The organism is Alloalcanivorax sp., from assembly GCF_964221125.1.
GTDB classification, from domain to species: Bacteria; Pseudomonadota; Gammaproteobacteria; order Pseudomonadales; family Alcanivoracaceae; genus Alloalcanivorax; species Alloalcanivorax venustensis.
This window is the reverse complement of record NZ_CAXPXK010000112.1, coordinates 1-13,719: the sequence shown is the minus strand read 5'-3', so window position 1 is coordinate 13,719 and position 13,719 is coordinate 1. Positions and strand designations below refer to the sequence as shown.

The window sequence follows — 13,719 nt, the reverse complement described above, 5'->3', positions numbered from 1 at the left end:
GGGCCTCGGTAATCAACCCGAGCTGTGTCACCCCGGCCCGTTGCAGCGAGGCCATGCCGGATACAACCATGCTGTACACCGCGTCTTCATCGGCACGAATAAAGACCTGCACGTTGGCCTCGCGGGCGACGATCGCCGATACATCCTCGACCATGGCGTCCACGTCCGCCGCGTTGCCGGTCTCCCCGCGGATGTCCAGCTCATCGCCCAGATTCCAGTAAAAGCTGCCGTCGTTTTTCACCGACAGTGTCAGAATCTTCTGTTCGTTTTCGCTGGGCAGCGCCTGCGCTTCCACCTTCGGCAATTCGATCTGGACGCCCTGGGTGAGCATGGGCGCGGTGACCATGAAGATCACCAGCAGCACCAGCATCACATCGATGTAAGGCACCACGTTCATATCGGCGTTCTGCTTGTGCTTGTTGGCGGGCGGCTTCATGGCGCGCTCCTCAGCCGCGCCCCCTCGCCCGGCTGGCGGCCCCCGTTTCTGGCGTACAGCAGGCGATGCAGACGCTGCTGCAATTCCGTACCAAAGGCGTAACTGGCGGCGACCAGTCGCTGCCCGCGGGCGGCCAGACGGTTATAGGCGATCACCGCGGGAATCGCCGCGAACAGGCCGATGGCGGTGGCGATCAGGGCCTCGGCGATGCCCGGCGCCACCGTCGACAGCGACGCCTGCTGCACCTGAGACAGGCCGATAAAGGAATTCATGATGCCCCAGACGGTGCCGAACAAGCCGACGTATGGGCTCACCGAGCCCACGGTGGCGAGAAACGAGAGGCCGGTTTCCAGCTCGGCCTCCTGTTCCGCGATCACCACCTGCATGACCCGTTCGACGCCCTCCTGCACCGAGGCCGGGCTGCTGTCCCAGTCGCCGTGGAGCAGTTCGTACTCGGCGTAACCGGCGTTGAACAGGGTCTGCACCGCCGCCTGGGGGTGCCGGGGCGACGGCATCGCCGTCATCGCTTTCAGGTCCGGTTCACTACGGAAGGTTTGCAGGAACTGTTTGAGGTGTTTTTCACCGCGGCGTAGCGCCAGATGGCGCAGCACGATCACACACCAGCTGGCCACCGAGGCCATCACCAGCAGCAGCATCACCGCCTTGACGACCAGGCTGGCCTCGCCGACCAGCCCCCAGAGGGTCATGTCATCCATGGTTGAATGCATAGCAAATACCTGTATCAAACGGTTGTGTCAGAAAGATGTCGCCCTACAGATCCAGGGCCTCGATCACGTCCGCGAAGGGCAGCAGCTTGTAGTTCTGGTTGCCTTCGGGCATGCGCTTGCGCCCGTCCTGCACCACCAGCAGACCGTCCGCGTAGGCGCCGCCCAGGTCGGCGGCACTGGCTTCCAGGCCGTCGGTTTCCGAGGCGCCGTCGATGCCCAGCCGCGCATTAAGGCCGATGCGGAACGCCCCACGGACCGCATAGGGTGGCGTCGCGTCGGTGATCACATAGGCGTTGTTGCCCTGGCTGGAAATCACCAGATAGGCGCGGTCGCCGCGACGCCATACCGCGAGGCCTTCGATATCGGCGTCCACCAGGTCGCCGTCCACCGCGATCACTTCCGTCAGCGCGGTGTCTTCCGCCGGGTCCAGCGGCAGGGTCCAGACCGCCGCGTTCTCCTCACCAACGAACAGGCGGCCGGCGGCATCGTCGGCCACGCAGCCTTCCGGCTGGCTGTCGACGTTGAAACGGCGCACCTCTTCGGCCTGCATCTCGCCGTGCGGTGCGCTCAGGCGGTACTGGATGAAGGTGCCGTCCTTGTCGTTGGGAATGGCATAGAACGCCTCACCCTGCTTCGCCATACAGAGGCCGTATATCTCGGTCATCGGCGTGGCGATATCGCCCAGGTTGGTGAGTTCGCCGCTGTCGCGGTCGATGGCGAAAATCTGCAGGCTGTTGCGGTCGCGGTTGCTGGCCACGGCGAGATCCACGGTGCGGTCGCCCAGGGCGAAACCGGTGCGCACATCCACGTTGTTCATGCGCCCCACCGGCAGGTACTGCACCTGCTTTCCGGACAGGTCGTAGCTGCCCAGGCCGCCCTGCTTGTCGGTGCCCAGCACGCGGCTGTCACCGGTCCGCTCGGGGTGCACCCAGATGGCCGGGTCGTCGGCGGCATCGCCCAGGCTGGGGACCGGATCGGTCTGCACCGAGGCGCGCAACCGGGGCAGCACTTCCGGCGCGTCCACGCTGTCCGGCTGCCACGCCAGGGTGGCCCGCGAAAGCCCCGCGTCGTCGCGTATCAACAGCGCCAGCGCGTCGCCCTGGCGGCGAACGTCCAGGCGCTCCGGTTCATCGAGGCTTGCTAACGGCAGGGCCGTGCCGGCCTCCCAGGACAGTTGGTTATCGGCAAGACGATACGGATAGCGGTGCAGGCGTGCCTCTTTCGGGTCCAGCACCAGCAGCGCACTGCCCGGCAGGACCGCCATCGCCGCCGCGGCCCCGGTGATGTCACCGAACGGCGCCTTGACGCTCACCGGCTCACGGCTGAGGCCGGCCTCCGGATGCGCCTGGTACGCCCACAGCCCGACGTTCTCTTCGTTCACGTAGAGACGCTCATGGACGTCATCGACCTGGCAGTATTCGCTTTGCGGCGGCAGGCTCAGGTTGCGGACCTTGCCGGGGTGCGCCACCAGGCGGCCGTTTTCGGCCACCAGCCATTGCTCGCCCAGACCTTCCTCGCCGACCACGAAAAGAAAGTCGTTGTCGCCGCTGTCGCGGTGCAGGCAAAGACCGTCGATCTTGAAATCCGGCTGCGGCAGATGATGCGTTTCCCAGCTCAGGTCCTCACCGTTGAAGCGCGCCAGCAGCGCCTGCTGATGGTCTTCATCCACCAGCGCCACCAGCAGGCCCTGCTCGTCGCCGCGGTGGTCCACGGCGCCGAACCCGCCGGGCAGATGCGCCAGGGTCTCGCCTTGCTCGCTGACCAGGAACAGCCCTTTCATCTCATCGGTCACCAGCATCTCGGCTTCCGGCAGGAACGCCAGAGACGGCAGCCACTGGGCGGCCTCCGGAGTGATATCGGCCTGCAGCGTAACCGGTTCGGTGATCACAACGTCATCGGTTTGATCCGCTTGACCGGTGGCTTGCTGTGCATTGCTGCCGCAACCGGCCAGCGGCAGGACCGCCAGCATCAGCAGCGAGGCGGGCTTGCCGCAAAGGGAGGAAACGGCATCGCGAATAGGTGCTTTGATCGACATAACAACTCTCTAAAACAGTTAAAAAACGCCTTTCCCCGCCCTGTGGGCGGGCGGGGAAAGGTGCCTGCAAAAATCAGAATCCGGTCCAGGTCAGCCCCAACTTGAACGTCGGGCCGTACTCTTCGTATTGCGCGTTGAACCGCTCCTTGCCGAGGTAGGCGTAAAAAACTTCGTCGGTGAGGTTGAGGGCGTCGAAGTTCACTTGAAGCTGGTCGGTCACGTAATACTTGGCGCTGAAGTCCAGATAGAAGGCGTCATCCACATAGCGGTCGCGTTCCGGCTCATCCAGGGAGCTGATCTCTTCCAGGTAGCTGGACTTGTAGTTGCCCGCCAAACGCAGGCTGACCAGCTCGTTCTCCCAGCCGACGGTGAGGTTGGCGACCGTATCGGAGTGCAGCGGCAGGTCGATGTCGCGGCTGCGGTAGTCGCCGCCGTTAAAGCCGTCGATGGTGGCTTCGGATTCGCTCAGCGTCAGGTTGGCGCCGGTGAGGAAGTTGCCGAACTTGCGCGAGAAGGCCAGCTCCAGGCCGTAGATGCTGGCGTCGTCACCGTTGGCGAAGGTCGCCGCTTCGTCATAGGCGGCCCAGTCGCCGGTGCCGGCCAGATCGGTGGCGTAGGTGTAGTTCTTGATGTCCTTGTAGAAGAGGTAAGCGGACATCAGGCCCAGACGCCCCATGTAGCGCTCGATCCCCAAATCCAGATTGCTGGATTCAAGCGGGTCCAGGTCCGGATTACCGAACTCGGCTTTCAGGTCGCCGTCGTCATCTTCCAGGTAGACATAGGGCGCCAGCTGTTCGAAGGACGGCCGCACCACGCTCTGGGTGAAGGCGGCGCGCACCAGGGTGTCGCTGTCCAGGCGGTAGCGGGCGTGCAGGCCAGGCAACAGATAGTCGTCGGTCTTATCGCTGCGGTTGGCGCTCCATTCGCCGCTGGCGTCGTCATAGCGCACGCCGTCGGCTTCGAAGGAGGTGCTTTCATAGCGCACGCCCGCCAGCAGGTACCAGTCGCCGAGGTCGACGCTGTTCATCACGTAGAGGGCGTTCGTGTCCTCGCGCATTTCGAAGTCTTCCAGGCGCGAATCGACTTCGTTACGGGCGCCGGCCATGCCGGCGATCGCCGCGCGGATGGCGCTGTTACTGACACCCGGCCCGAACGGCGCCAGCCCGTAATCCACATCATCGTAGTAATCTTCCAGATCGGTGCTGGCGAGATCGTCGGTGTCAAATTCCGACACCTCGACATCGTTGTCCTTCTCCCGGCGGCTGACCTTGGTGCCGAACTTGAGCTGTGAGGGATTGGCCCCCAGCAGGTAGTCCCGGGCGAAGTCGAGCTTGATGTTGGCCTCGGTGTCCGTGGTCAACTGGTCCTCGCGCTTTACCTCGTCCAGTTTGTAGGACCCGGCCTGGTAGTAGGCGTCCTCCATGGACGGGATCGGCTTGCGGCTGTCATTGAAAGAGCCGTTAAAGGGGCCGCCGACAAACAGCGCTTCCACTTCGTTGGGGGTGTCCTGGAAGGCGTGGCTGTAGCCCACCTGGCCGTTGAGCGTCCAGGTTTCCAGCAACTTCTCGCCGCCGAGCACCACGGAGTGGATCTCCTGGGTTTCGGTGCGATTCTTGAATTCCAGTTCCGCTTCGCCGGCGCCGCTCTCACCCACGCCCACAGCGGGATCGAACGCCACCAGGGAGTTATTGCCGTTCTCGGTGTCCTCAAAGCTGGAATACAGCGTGCGCAGATAGAAGGACGTCATGTCATCCGGCTTGAAATCGAAGTTCAGCCCCACCGCCTGGCGTTTGCGGGTCAGCTCCGCTTTACGCATCAGCACTTCTTCCAGCGTGCCGGCGCTGAGGTCGTCCCAGCCGCCATCGGTCTCCACGTTATCGGAACCGAAATCCCGGTCTTCCCAGCTGGCCGCAAGCGCCACACCGAAGTTGTCCGTGCCGTCACCGATGCTGAACTTGCGCGTCAGGGCACCGGACAGCTTGGGGCTGATCTCACCGGTGTTGTCGTCGTGGCTGCCGCTGACGGAAAAGGTGTTGAAGGCGTCTTCATGGTCGAACGCGGACAGGCTGCGCACTTCAATGGTGCCGCCCAGGGAGTTGGCGTCCATATCCGGCGTCAGGGTCTTCACCACCGACATGGACTGCACCAGCTCGGAGGGCAGCACATCCATGGCCACGGCGCGGGTATCGCCTTCCGGCGACGGCAACAGCGAGCCGTTGATGGACACCGCGTTCAAGCCGGCCCCCAGGCCGCGCACCGTCACGTAACGCCCTTCCCCCTGATCGCGCTCCACCGTGACACCCGGCACGCGCTGCAGCGCCTCGGCGGCGTTGGCGTCCGGCAACTGGACGACGCCGTCGGCGGACACCACGTTGGAGATGCTGTCGGAACGGCGCTGCTCCTTGAGCGCCTTGTCGAGTCTGGCCGCCTGACCAATCACGGTGACGTGTTCGGTATTACCTTGGACGGTGACTTCTTCGTCGGTCTGCCCGGCCGTATCGGCCTGCACGGAGCCGCACAGCAGACCGATGCTCAGCGCCAGCGTGCGGTAACGGAAAGTGGGTGTCGCCACGGTGATTCCCCCTCTGGTGGTGATGTGGTGTGGAGGGGACCGTAGAGTCCGAATATGTCAGTTCTGCGACACAGCTTTTCGATGCCTCTTTAAAATCAATGACTTACCGTTTTCCCGCCGGCCGGGTGATCCCATCGCACCCGTCCGTGAACCGGCGAAACCCCGCGAACCCCGGCGTTGCGAGCCCCGGCACGCTATTTCCAGCGCCTGGAGCACAAGCCGTATGAGCCGATTTGACCCCGCGGCCCATTCCCAGGCGTTTGCCTCCCAATAGAAACTGTCATCGCCCTGACATCACGGTGAGATATAACCGCCGCTAAACAAAGGAGGCTTCCGTGGCAAACATGACGGCGCTGCATCGCTGCTCCATCGCAACCATTATGGCCATCGGCCTGGGCATACTGATTCTTAATCTGACCGTCGGTTCGCTAAAGCCGGCGGCGGAAATCGCCTGGCTGGATATTGGCGGCGAAGGGGGCGCGGCGCTGCTGTCCTTGATGTGGACCTTCTTTATTTTCAACAGCCGTCCGACCGGGTGGGTGACGCGCCTGCTGAGCAGCGGGCTGGCGTTTATCTTCTTCTCCTACTGGCAGGATGTGCTGGATGAATTCATCCAGCTTCCCGCCAGCGTCAACTGGGACCACTGGCTTGAATCCGGCACCATGCCGGTGGGCATGATCCTGCTGACCCTGGGCATCTATCACTGGCACCGGGAGCAGCAGGCGATCAACCGGCAGTTGCTCAAGCGCGAACGTATTTTTCGGGAACACCGCAGCTTTGACGCCCTGACGCCACTCAGCGGCGCCGGCTATCTGCGCGAACAGCTCAGCCGGGAACTTCAGCATCCGGGCCGTCCGGTGGCGCTGATCATGCTGGATCTGCATTGCTTCGATCACAGCCGCCGCCTGCTCGGCGGCGCCGACAGTGACCGGCTGCTCCGCGAGCTGGGCGAAGTACTGGTACTGAACCTGCGCCAGAAGGATCTGCTTTGCCGCTATGCCGGCGACCGCTTTGCCGTGGTATTACCCGCCACCGAATACGGCGCCGCCGAAAACCTGCGCCGGGAACTGGACCAGGCCGCCAACAGCTTCGCCTTCAAGACACGGCGCGGCGAGACCCATGCGCCGACCGTGCATACCGGGCTGGCGGTGTCGAAAGACGACGATGCGCAAACGCTGATCGACCGCGCCAACCAGCAGCTGCTGACCACCCGCCCGGATCAGCCCAGGGTCGCCTGATGAAGGGCTACCTTGCGGATCAGCCCTTCATCCCCGCCCATCACCAGCCCGCGGAGCTGATTGATCTGATCCAGGATCAAGGCATTGATCTGAACCGCTTGCTGCGACATACCGGCCTGTTTCATGAGCAGATTCTCAGCGGCGAGGCCTGTTTCAGCCCGCGCACCTGGTTGCAGTTGATCCACAACGCCCGGCGCCTGCAACCGGATCCGGAGCTGAGCTTTCGCTATGGTCAGCGGCTTTTCCCCGGCCATTACGGCAGCGTCAGTGCCCTGCTGGCCAACGCCGGCAACCTGGGCGAAGCGCTTCAGGTGTTCCGCGATTTCAGCCGCCTGATCCTGCCGCTGCTGGGCGTGCGCCTCACCGTCACCGACAAGCATGTCTGCCTGCACTGGCTGCCGAGCACCGGGTACCGGTCGGAACATCGCTTCGTGGTGGAAGCCGCCATGACCGCGCTGGCCTCGGTCACCCGCTGGCTGAGCGAGACGCGACTGCCCTGGGCGTTTCAGTTCAGTTATCCGCAACCCGGACATCCGGAACACTACGAGGTGTATCTGGGCGGGCCGCTGCACTTCGATGCCCACATCGACGCCATGATACTGCCGCGCCAGTACCTGGAAAGACCCTGGCCGCAGGCGTCTTCGACCATCCGCCTGCCCGCCCTGCGGCAATGTCGGCAGCAACTGGAGGGCGGCAGTGGCGACAGCCTGCGCCTTTGTCTCTATCGCCATCTGCAGAAGAACCTGGCCGACGCGCCGTCGCTGCCGCGCGTCGCCGATCTGCTGCGGTGCAGCCCGGCCACCCTCAAGCGACGGCTCAAAGACGAAGGCTGTCATTTCCAGCAACTCCTGGACGAGGTGCGCCTGCATCAGGCGATTCACTGGTTTCAATTCGAAGGCTACAGCACGGAGCAGGTCGCCAAGGGGCTGAACTTCAACGACAACACCAACTTCCGCCGTTCATTCAAGCGGTGGGCGGGCGTCACGCCGGCCATGTGTTTAAAGCAACTGGTGGTGGGCGACTAGCGCTTACCCCGGCCCGGCCCTCTCTTTTCCCTGTGCTAAGCTCGACAGCAGTGAACCTGAGGGGAGAACAGCCGTGGCGGGACGTCCATGGATTCGCTGATTTCAGCGGCGGCGCGGGCCCTGGCCGGCGGTGATCCGTTGCGGGCGCTGAACCATGTCTCGCTGCGCGACGATGCGCCGGCGCTGGCGTTGCGCGGCATCGCCATGGCGCAGCTCGGCGACCTGGCCCGCGCCCGAGCCCTGTTGCGGCGAGCGTCGCGGGCCTTCACTACAAGGGAAACGGTGGCGCGCGCCCGCTGCGTGGTGGCCGAAGCGGAGGTGGCGCTGGCCGCCCGCGACCTGCACGCCTCCTCCAAGGCGCTGGACGCGGCCCGGGAGACCCTGCACCGCCACGGCGATACCGTGAACGCCGCCCACGCTCGCTACCTGGCGATTCACCGTCTGTTGCTGATCGGCCGGCTCGACGACGCCGAGCAACAGCTCAACGCCCTCAATACCGACGTCCTGCCCCCGGCCTTGCTGGCCACCCACCAGCTGGCCGTCGCCGGTATCGCCCTGCGCCGACTCGATACCGGCACCGCACGCACCGCCCTGGGCCACGCCGGTCAAGCGGCGCGACGCTCCGGCATCGCCGCGCTGATCAACGAAGTGGACAAGGCCGCCCGGGTGCTGCAGGCGCCGGCCGCCCGGCTGGTAACGCACGACGAAGATCGACCGGTGCGGCTTGATGAAGTGGAAGCGCTGTTCGCCTCCCCCACCCTGGTGGTGGACGCCTGCCGCTACAGCGTGCACCAGGCCAGCGCCGTGATCGAACTGGCGACACGGCCGGTGCTGTTCACCCTGGCGCGCACGCTGGCCGAAGCCTGGCCCGGCGACGCCCGCCGCGACACCTTGATCGAGCGCGCCTTCCGCCTGCGCCAGGTGGAGGAATCCCATCGCGCCCGGCTGCGCGTGGAAATCGGACGGCTGCGCAAAGCACTACGGCCCCTCGCGCGGCTGCACGCCACCCGCCACGGCTTCAAGCTGGAGCCGCTGACCGGCGACGTGGCGGTGCTGGCCCGACCGGTGGAAGACAAGCACGCACCGATACTGGCGTTTCTTTCCGACGGCGAAGCCTGGTCCAGCTCCGCCCTGGCACTGGCGCTGGGCACCAGCCAGCGCACCGTGCAACGGGCGCTGGACACCCTGGCGAACGCCGGCAAAGTGGAAGCCATCGGGCAAAGCCGCGCGCGCCGCTGGGTGGCCTCGCCGGTGCTCGGATTCACGACAACCTTGTTACTCACCGCGCCACTGCCCGGCGGCTAGGATGGCCAGAACCTACAAGGAGGGCATCACCATGAAACAATCACAAGCACGAATCATTCGCGAGTACGGCCCCTTCCCCGGCGCATCAACCGTCGGCGGCGTGGAATACGACGGCCGTTACGTGTGGCTGGCCACCGGCGACAAACTCCAGGCCCTGGACCCGGCCAGCGGTGAAATACAAAAAACACTGGACGTGGCGGCGGACGCCGGCACCGCCTTCGACGGCACCCACCTCTACCAGATCGCCGAAAAGCGGATTCAAAAGATCGACCCGAACACCGGTGAGATTATCGCCACCGTGCCCGCCCCCGGCGACGGCGAGGATTCCGGCATGGCCTGGGCGGAAGGTTCCCTTTGGGTCGGCCAGTACCGGAAACGAAAGATCCATCAAGTGGATCCGCAAACCGGGGCGGTACTGCGCACTCTGGAATCCGACCGCTTCGTCACCGGCGTCACCTGGATCAACGACGAACTCTGGCACGGCACCTGGGAAGGCGACGACGCCGACCTGCGGCACATTGATTCGGAAACCGGTGACGTGCTCGAGCGCATCGACCTGCCCGAAGGCGTTCATGTGTCCGGGCTGACCTACGACGGCAACGGCAGCTTCTACTGCGGCGGCGGGCCCAGTGGCAAGGTCCGCGCGGTCAGCCGGCCCGAGTAATAGCCGACCGGGGGGCGCTAAGCCCCCCACTCCACCTCACGCAGCGTCTGAATGACTTCATACATGTAATAGGCCGGCTCTTCCGGGTACCCCATCTCGCGAATGGCGTCATTATTCCGGGACACCTCATCGAGAAACGCCTGGCACCGCGCCTCATCTTCAAACCCGCAGAGCACGACGGTCTCGATCCGGGACGCGGTTGGAAGCCAGAACAGGGAGCGGCGAATCACGGCGGGGTGCGCCGGATGCGACGGCGGTGTGAAAGCCCACAGCCAGCGATCTTCCTCGGTCATCTTCACCGCCACCAGCCAGCCATTGGCATCGTAGCGCTGAAAACCCTCATCGTTCCTGGTCAGGCGCCTGAGGCACTCGACGCCACACGCCTCCAGGGCAACGCTATCCGCGAGTTGGAACGATTCGATGTTCGCCGATTGCGAGGTGCAGCCCGACAGTAGCGCGGCCAGCGCCAGATATTTCCATTGGCCCATGTATTTCTTCCTTGAAGTCTTTGCCTTAACGGACGCGCAGCAGATCGTCGTAGCCCGGCGCCATCTGGCCGAACAGGCCTCTCAGCCGAACGGCCGCACGCCGATCAGCGCGCCATGCAACCAGAACGCGAACAGCGCCCAGGCCACCACGCCCACCACCACGGTGATAATGTCGCCCTTGAGGGTACCGGGCGCGTAGGTTACGCCCTGGGCACGGTCACGCCGACGCAGCCGGGCGAACGCCACGATCGCCCACACCAGGAAGGCGCCGAACAACACCACGTCGTGCAGCAAGCCAATGGCCAGCAAGTGGCCGAACGCCCACACCTTGGTGCCCACCACCATGGGATGGCCGATTCGGGCACGGAGACGGTTGCCGGGCACGTAGGCCGCGGCCAACAAGATGAAGGCGACAAGCATGAACAACGCGTTGAGATGGCCCAGCCAGGCCGGCGGTGCGTACAACACGACCGGGTCCAACCGGGCCTGCTGGAAGCCCAGCACGATCAGCACGAAACCGGCCAGGGCGATCAGACTGTAGAGCCCTTTCCAGGGCAGCAGGCCCATACTGTCCACACGGCGCTGCCGCCATTCCGGCGCGAAGCCCACGCAGTGAATACCCAGGAAAATCAGCAAACCGAGAATCAGCATTATCATTGTTGTGTGTCTCCGTGCGCGAAAGGGGTGGCCCTATAGTGCCGCAATCCGGATGGCGGGAACATGACCCGCGGCGGTTACGCCTCGGCCTCGGGCGCGCTCAGGGCCTTGCTGTAGAACCCGGACGGATCGAAACAGCAGACCCGCTTTTCGCCGGACGCCAGCTTGTCCAAGGCGTCGTTGATCCGCTTGGCGCGGGTCTTTGCCTGCTTGGCGGTGACCACCCAGTGAACCCAGTCCACCCGCGCCAGGGTGGTGGTGGCTTCCCAGGTGGCAAGGGCATCGGGCGACGCCTGCAACGCTTGCCGCAGATCTTCAGGCACCTCCGGTTCCGGCTCCCGCGCCACGGGCGTGATCCCGAACTCGGCAACGTCGCCCGGCGCGGTGTGGGACGCGGCCATCAAGGCCTTGTCGATGCGCAACCAATGGCTCTTCCGGCCGTCCGGCTCCAGCAACAGAGCATTAAAGGGCTGGCCGTTGAGGGTGCCGTCCACGGAAGTGCGGCCGCGCCGGGGCAGCTTGGCACTGGCGTCCTTGGGGAGCACCACGAAGGCCCACTCTTCGCCGTCACCCGGCTTTTTCGGGCGGAGCAATCGCGCGCTGAATTGGGAGCGGGTGTCTTTGTTCGCCATCGTCCATTACAGCCTTTCGATCTGGAGGGATGCTTCGAAGCGTGCCAGAACCGCGTTCGCTGTCAACCGGCCGGCAAGCGCACCAAGACGCTAGTGCCGGGCCGGCTTTCTATGCTTTCCTGGTGATTCATGACAGGAGCAAACATGGCCCGCGATATTCTGGTTCTGGGCGCCGGCATGGTCGGCGTCTCCACCGCCTGGCACCTGCTGCAACGCGGCCACCGGGTCACCCTGGTGGACCGCAACGCACCGGGGCGCGAGACCTCGTTCGGCAACGCCGGCATTATCCAGCGCGAGGCCGTGCGGCCCTACCGCTTCCCCCGCGACCTGGCCACCCTCACCCGGGTGCTGCCCAACCGGCAGGTGGCTATCCGCTACCAGCCGTCCGGCATGGCCCGGGCTGCCCTGCCCCTGTTCCAGTACTGGCGGAATTCGGCGCCGCAACGCTACGCGCGCATCGTCCCCGAATACGCGGCGCTGATCACCCGGGCGCGGGATGCCCACGCGGAGATGATCGACGCTGCCAGCGCCGAAGACTTGATTCGTCAGGAAGGCTACCTGGAAGTGTTCCGCACCGCCGAAGCGTTCGACGCGGAATGTCGGCAGGCGGAACAGGACGCCGCCGAATACGATGTCACCCATGAGGTCCTGGACAGCGCCACGCTTTCCAAACTGGAACCGGACCTGGCGCCCGGCCTCGCCGGCGCCATCCACTGGACCCAGCCCTGGACCGCCACCGACCCCGGCGCCCTGGTGGCCGCCTACGCCGACCACTTCCAGCAACAAGGCGGATGCTTCGTCCAGGCGCCACTGGAAACGCTGTCGCGCCACGGCAACGGCTGGCAGGCCGTGGTCGGCGGGGAGACGTTCGCCGCCGAGCAAGTGGTGCTGGCCCTCGGCCCCTGGTCCGCGCAATGGCTCGACCAACAGGGCCTGCACGTGCCGCTGTTCGTGAAACGCGGCTACCACATGCACTACGGCGCCCGCGACAACGCCCGCCTGCGCCACTGGCTGATGGACTCCGAAACCGGCTACCTGCTCGCCCCCATGCGCGCCGGCATCCGCCTTACCACCGGCGCTGAACTCGCCCGCCACGACGCCCAGCCCCACTACCAGCAACTGGCCGCCGCCGAAGCCGTCGCCCGGACGCTTTTCCCCCTGGGCGACCGGCTCGATCCACAGCCCTGGATGGGCGCCCGCCCCTGCACCCCGGACATGAAACCCGTGATCGGCCCGGCCCCCGGCCTGCCCGGACTGTGGCTGGCCTTCGGCCACGGCCACCAGGGCTTCACCATGGGGCCGATTACCGGCAAGTTGCTCGGGCAGATGATGGATGGGGAGCCGACTGAGGTGGCCATGGCGCCCTATCGGGCGGATCGGTTTTAGCGGCTGCCCCACCACCTCCTGCCCGAGGTCGGAGACCAGCTCCTGGCGCGTTAGCGTCTGCCCCAGCACTTCGACAGCCTGCTCCAACTCGGACAGGCCCTGCCGGGCCAGGCGGTGCTCATTGAGGCTGTAGCCGCGGGTCAGGTGGTGGCGCAGGACCGTGGTGGCCCATTGGCGGAAGCGAGTGGCACGGTGGGAGTTCACCCGGTAGCCGACCGAAATGATCGCATCCAGATTGAAATGCTCTACCTGATAGGTTTTGCCGTCAGCCGCAGTTGTTGCATTTTTTGCAACAACTGATTCCCGCTCCAGCTCGAAGTCTCTGAAAATATTACGTAGATGCCTGGATATGACGGACTTGTCCCGACCAAACAACTCGGCAAGCTGCGACAATGTCAGCCAGACGGTCTCACCCTCCAGCCGTACTTCAACCTTCTGGGCGTCTTCCTCGAAAATCACGATCTCGCTCATGCCGGCTCCGTTCACAGGGAATGAGCCGGCATGCTCGCTCTGTACCCCCGGTGGGACAGTCAGCGAGAACGGAAGATCGTGT

Annotated in this window: 12 protein-coding genes and 1 pseudogene; 5 read left to right on the top strand and 8 right to left on the bottom strand. The window is 64.9% G+C overall.

Annotation, left to right across the window (positions count from 1 at the left end):
- The 4 genes from tolR to ACEQZD_RS13615 form a co-directional block, all read right to left on the bottom strand.
- Positions 1-436: protein TolR (gene tolR / locus ACEQZD_RS13630; RefSeq protein WP_370186132.1), on the bottom strand; the 436-nt coding region annotated here is incomplete at its 3' end.
- Positions 433-1,164 (bottom strand): protein TolQ, encoded by a 732-nt coding sequence (tolQ, locus tag ACEQZD_RS13625; RefSeq protein WP_370186130.1) that lies wholly within the window; start codon positions 1,162-1,164, stop codon positions 433-435. The genes tolR and tolQ, both read right to left, overlap by 4 nt.
- Positions 1,165-1,207: 43 nt before the next feature.
- Positions 1,208-3,199, bottom strand: coding sequence for a phytase (locus tag ACEQZD_RS13620; protein WP_370186128.1), 1,992 nt, complete (start codon positions 3,197-3,199; stop codon positions 1,208-1,210).
- A gap of 73 nt (positions 3,200-3,272) precedes the next feature.
- Positions 3,273-5,771: a TonB-dependent receptor gene (locus ACEQZD_RS13615; protein ID WP_370186126.1), complete on the bottom strand. Its 2,499-nt coding sequence runs from the start codon at positions 5,769-5,771 to the stop codon at positions 3,273-3,275.
- A 344-nt stretch (positions 5,772-6,115) separates the two neighbouring features.
- On the opposite strand from ACEQZD_RS13615, the gene ACEQZD_RS13610 reads away from it, so the two are divergent.
- From ACEQZD_RS13610 to ACEQZD_RS13595, 4 genes are all read left to right on the top strand, one after another.
- On the top strand, positions 6,116-7,009 hold the full coding sequence (locus ACEQZD_RS13610) for a GGDEF domain-containing protein (RefSeq protein WP_370186134.1): 894 nt from the start codon (positions 6,116-6,118) through the stop codon (positions 7,007-7,009).
- On the top strand, positions 7,009-8,034 hold the full coding sequence (locus ACEQZD_RS13605) for an AraC family transcriptional regulator (protein ID WP_370186125.1): 1,026 nt from the start codon (positions 7,009-7,011) through the stop codon (positions 8,032-8,034). The genes ACEQZD_RS13610 and ACEQZD_RS13605 overlap by 1 nt, the downstream gene beginning before the upstream one ends.
- Before the next feature lie 87 nt (positions 8,035-8,121).
- The gene (locus ACEQZD_RS13600; RefSeq protein WP_370186123.1) at positions 8,122-9,339 is read left to right on the top strand and encodes a helix-turn-helix domain-containing protein; all 1,218 of its coding nucleotides are present in this window, start codon (positions 8,122-8,124) and stop codon (positions 9,337-9,339) included.
- Positions 9,340-9,370: 31 nt separating this feature from the next.
- On the top strand, positions 9,371-10,003 hold the full coding sequence (locus ACEQZD_RS13595; RefSeq protein ID WP_370186121.1) for a glutamine cyclotransferase: 633 nt from the start codon (positions 9,371-9,373) through the stop codon (positions 10,001-10,003).
- A 17-nt stretch (positions 10,004-10,020) separates the two neighbouring features.
- Here the strand turns inward: ACEQZD_RS13595 and ACEQZD_RS13590 are convergent, their stop codons facing one another.
- The 3 genes from ACEQZD_RS13590 to ACEQZD_RS13580 form a co-directional block, all read right to left on the bottom strand.
- Positions 10,021-10,491: a hypothetical protein gene (locus ACEQZD_RS13590; RefSeq protein WP_370186119.1), complete on the bottom strand. Its 471-nt coding sequence runs from the start codon at positions 10,489-10,491 to the stop codon at positions 10,021-10,023.
- A gap of 81 nt (positions 10,492-10,572) precedes the next feature.
- A complete protein-coding gene (locus ACEQZD_RS13585) occupies positions 10,573-11,148 on the bottom strand; it encodes an NnrU family protein (RefSeq protein WP_370186117.1) in 576 nt (191 codons plus the stop codon).
- 77 nt (positions 11,149-11,225) lie between these two features.
- Positions 11,226-11,780 (bottom strand): YdeI/OmpD-associated family protein, encoded by a 555-nt coding sequence (locus ACEQZD_RS13580; RefSeq protein ID WP_370186115.1) that lies wholly within the window; start codon positions 11,778-11,780, stop codon positions 11,226-11,228.
- 144 nt (positions 11,781-11,924) lie between these two features.
- Here ACEQZD_RS13580 and ACEQZD_RS13575 point away from each other — a divergent pair, with 144 nt between their 5' ends.
- Positions 11,925-13,166: an NAD(P)/FAD-dependent oxidoreductase gene (locus ACEQZD_RS13575; RefSeq protein ID WP_370186113.1), complete on the top strand. Its 1,242-nt coding sequence runs from the start codon at positions 11,925-11,927 to the stop codon at positions 13,164-13,166.
- Between the two features lie 111 nt (positions 13,167-13,277).
- Here ACEQZD_RS13575 and ACEQZD_RS13570 read toward each other — a convergent pair.
- Positions 13,278-13,637 (bottom strand): annotated as a pseudogene (locus ACEQZD_RS13570) (virulence RhuM family protein); the annotation flags it as partial.
- Positions 13,638-13,719 lie beyond the last annotated feature (82 nt).

Excerpts from the sequence above, each read along its gene's own strand:
- ACEQZD_RS13580 (WP_370186115.1), bottom strand. The coding sequence starts at position 11,780 with ATGGCGAACAAAGACACCCGCTCCCAATTCAGCGCGCGATTGCTCCGC.
- ACEQZD_RS13595 (WP_370186121.1), top strand. The coding sequence starts at position 9,371 with ATGAAACAATCACAAGCACGAATCATTCGCGAGTACGGCCCCTTCCCC.
- ACEQZD_RS13620 (WP_370186128.1), bottom strand. The coding sequence starts at position 3,199 with ATGTCGATCAAAGCACCTATTCGCGATGCCGTTTCCTCCCTTTGCGGC.
- ACEQZD_RS13605 (WP_370186125.1), top strand. The coding sequence starts at position 7,009 with ATGAAGGGCTACCTTGCGGATCAGCCCTTCATCCCCGCCCATCACCAG.
- ACEQZD_RS13600 (WP_370186123.1), top strand. The coding sequence starts at position 8,122 with ATGGATTCGCTGATTTCAGCGGCGGCGCGGGCCCTGGCCGGCGGTGAT.
- tolQ (WP_370186130.1), bottom strand. The coding sequence starts at position 1,164 with ATGCATTCAACCATGGATGACATGACCCTCTGGGGGCTGGTCGGCGAG.
- ACEQZD_RS13585 (WP_370186117.1), bottom strand. The coding sequence starts at position 11,148 with ATGATAATGCTGATTCTCGGTTTGCTGATTTTCCTGGGTATTCACTGC.
- ACEQZD_RS13575 (WP_370186113.1), top strand. The coding sequence starts at position 11,925 with ATGGCCCGCGATATTCTGGTTCTGGGCGCCGGCATGGTCGGCGTCTCC.
- ACEQZD_RS13610 (WP_370186134.1), top strand. The coding sequence starts at position 6,116 with ATGACGGCGCTGCATCGCTGCTCCATCGCAACCATTATGGCCATCGGC.
- ACEQZD_RS13590 (WP_370186119.1), bottom strand. The coding sequence starts at position 10,491 with ATGGGCCAATGGAAATATCTGGCGCTGGCCGCGCTACTGTCGGGCTGC.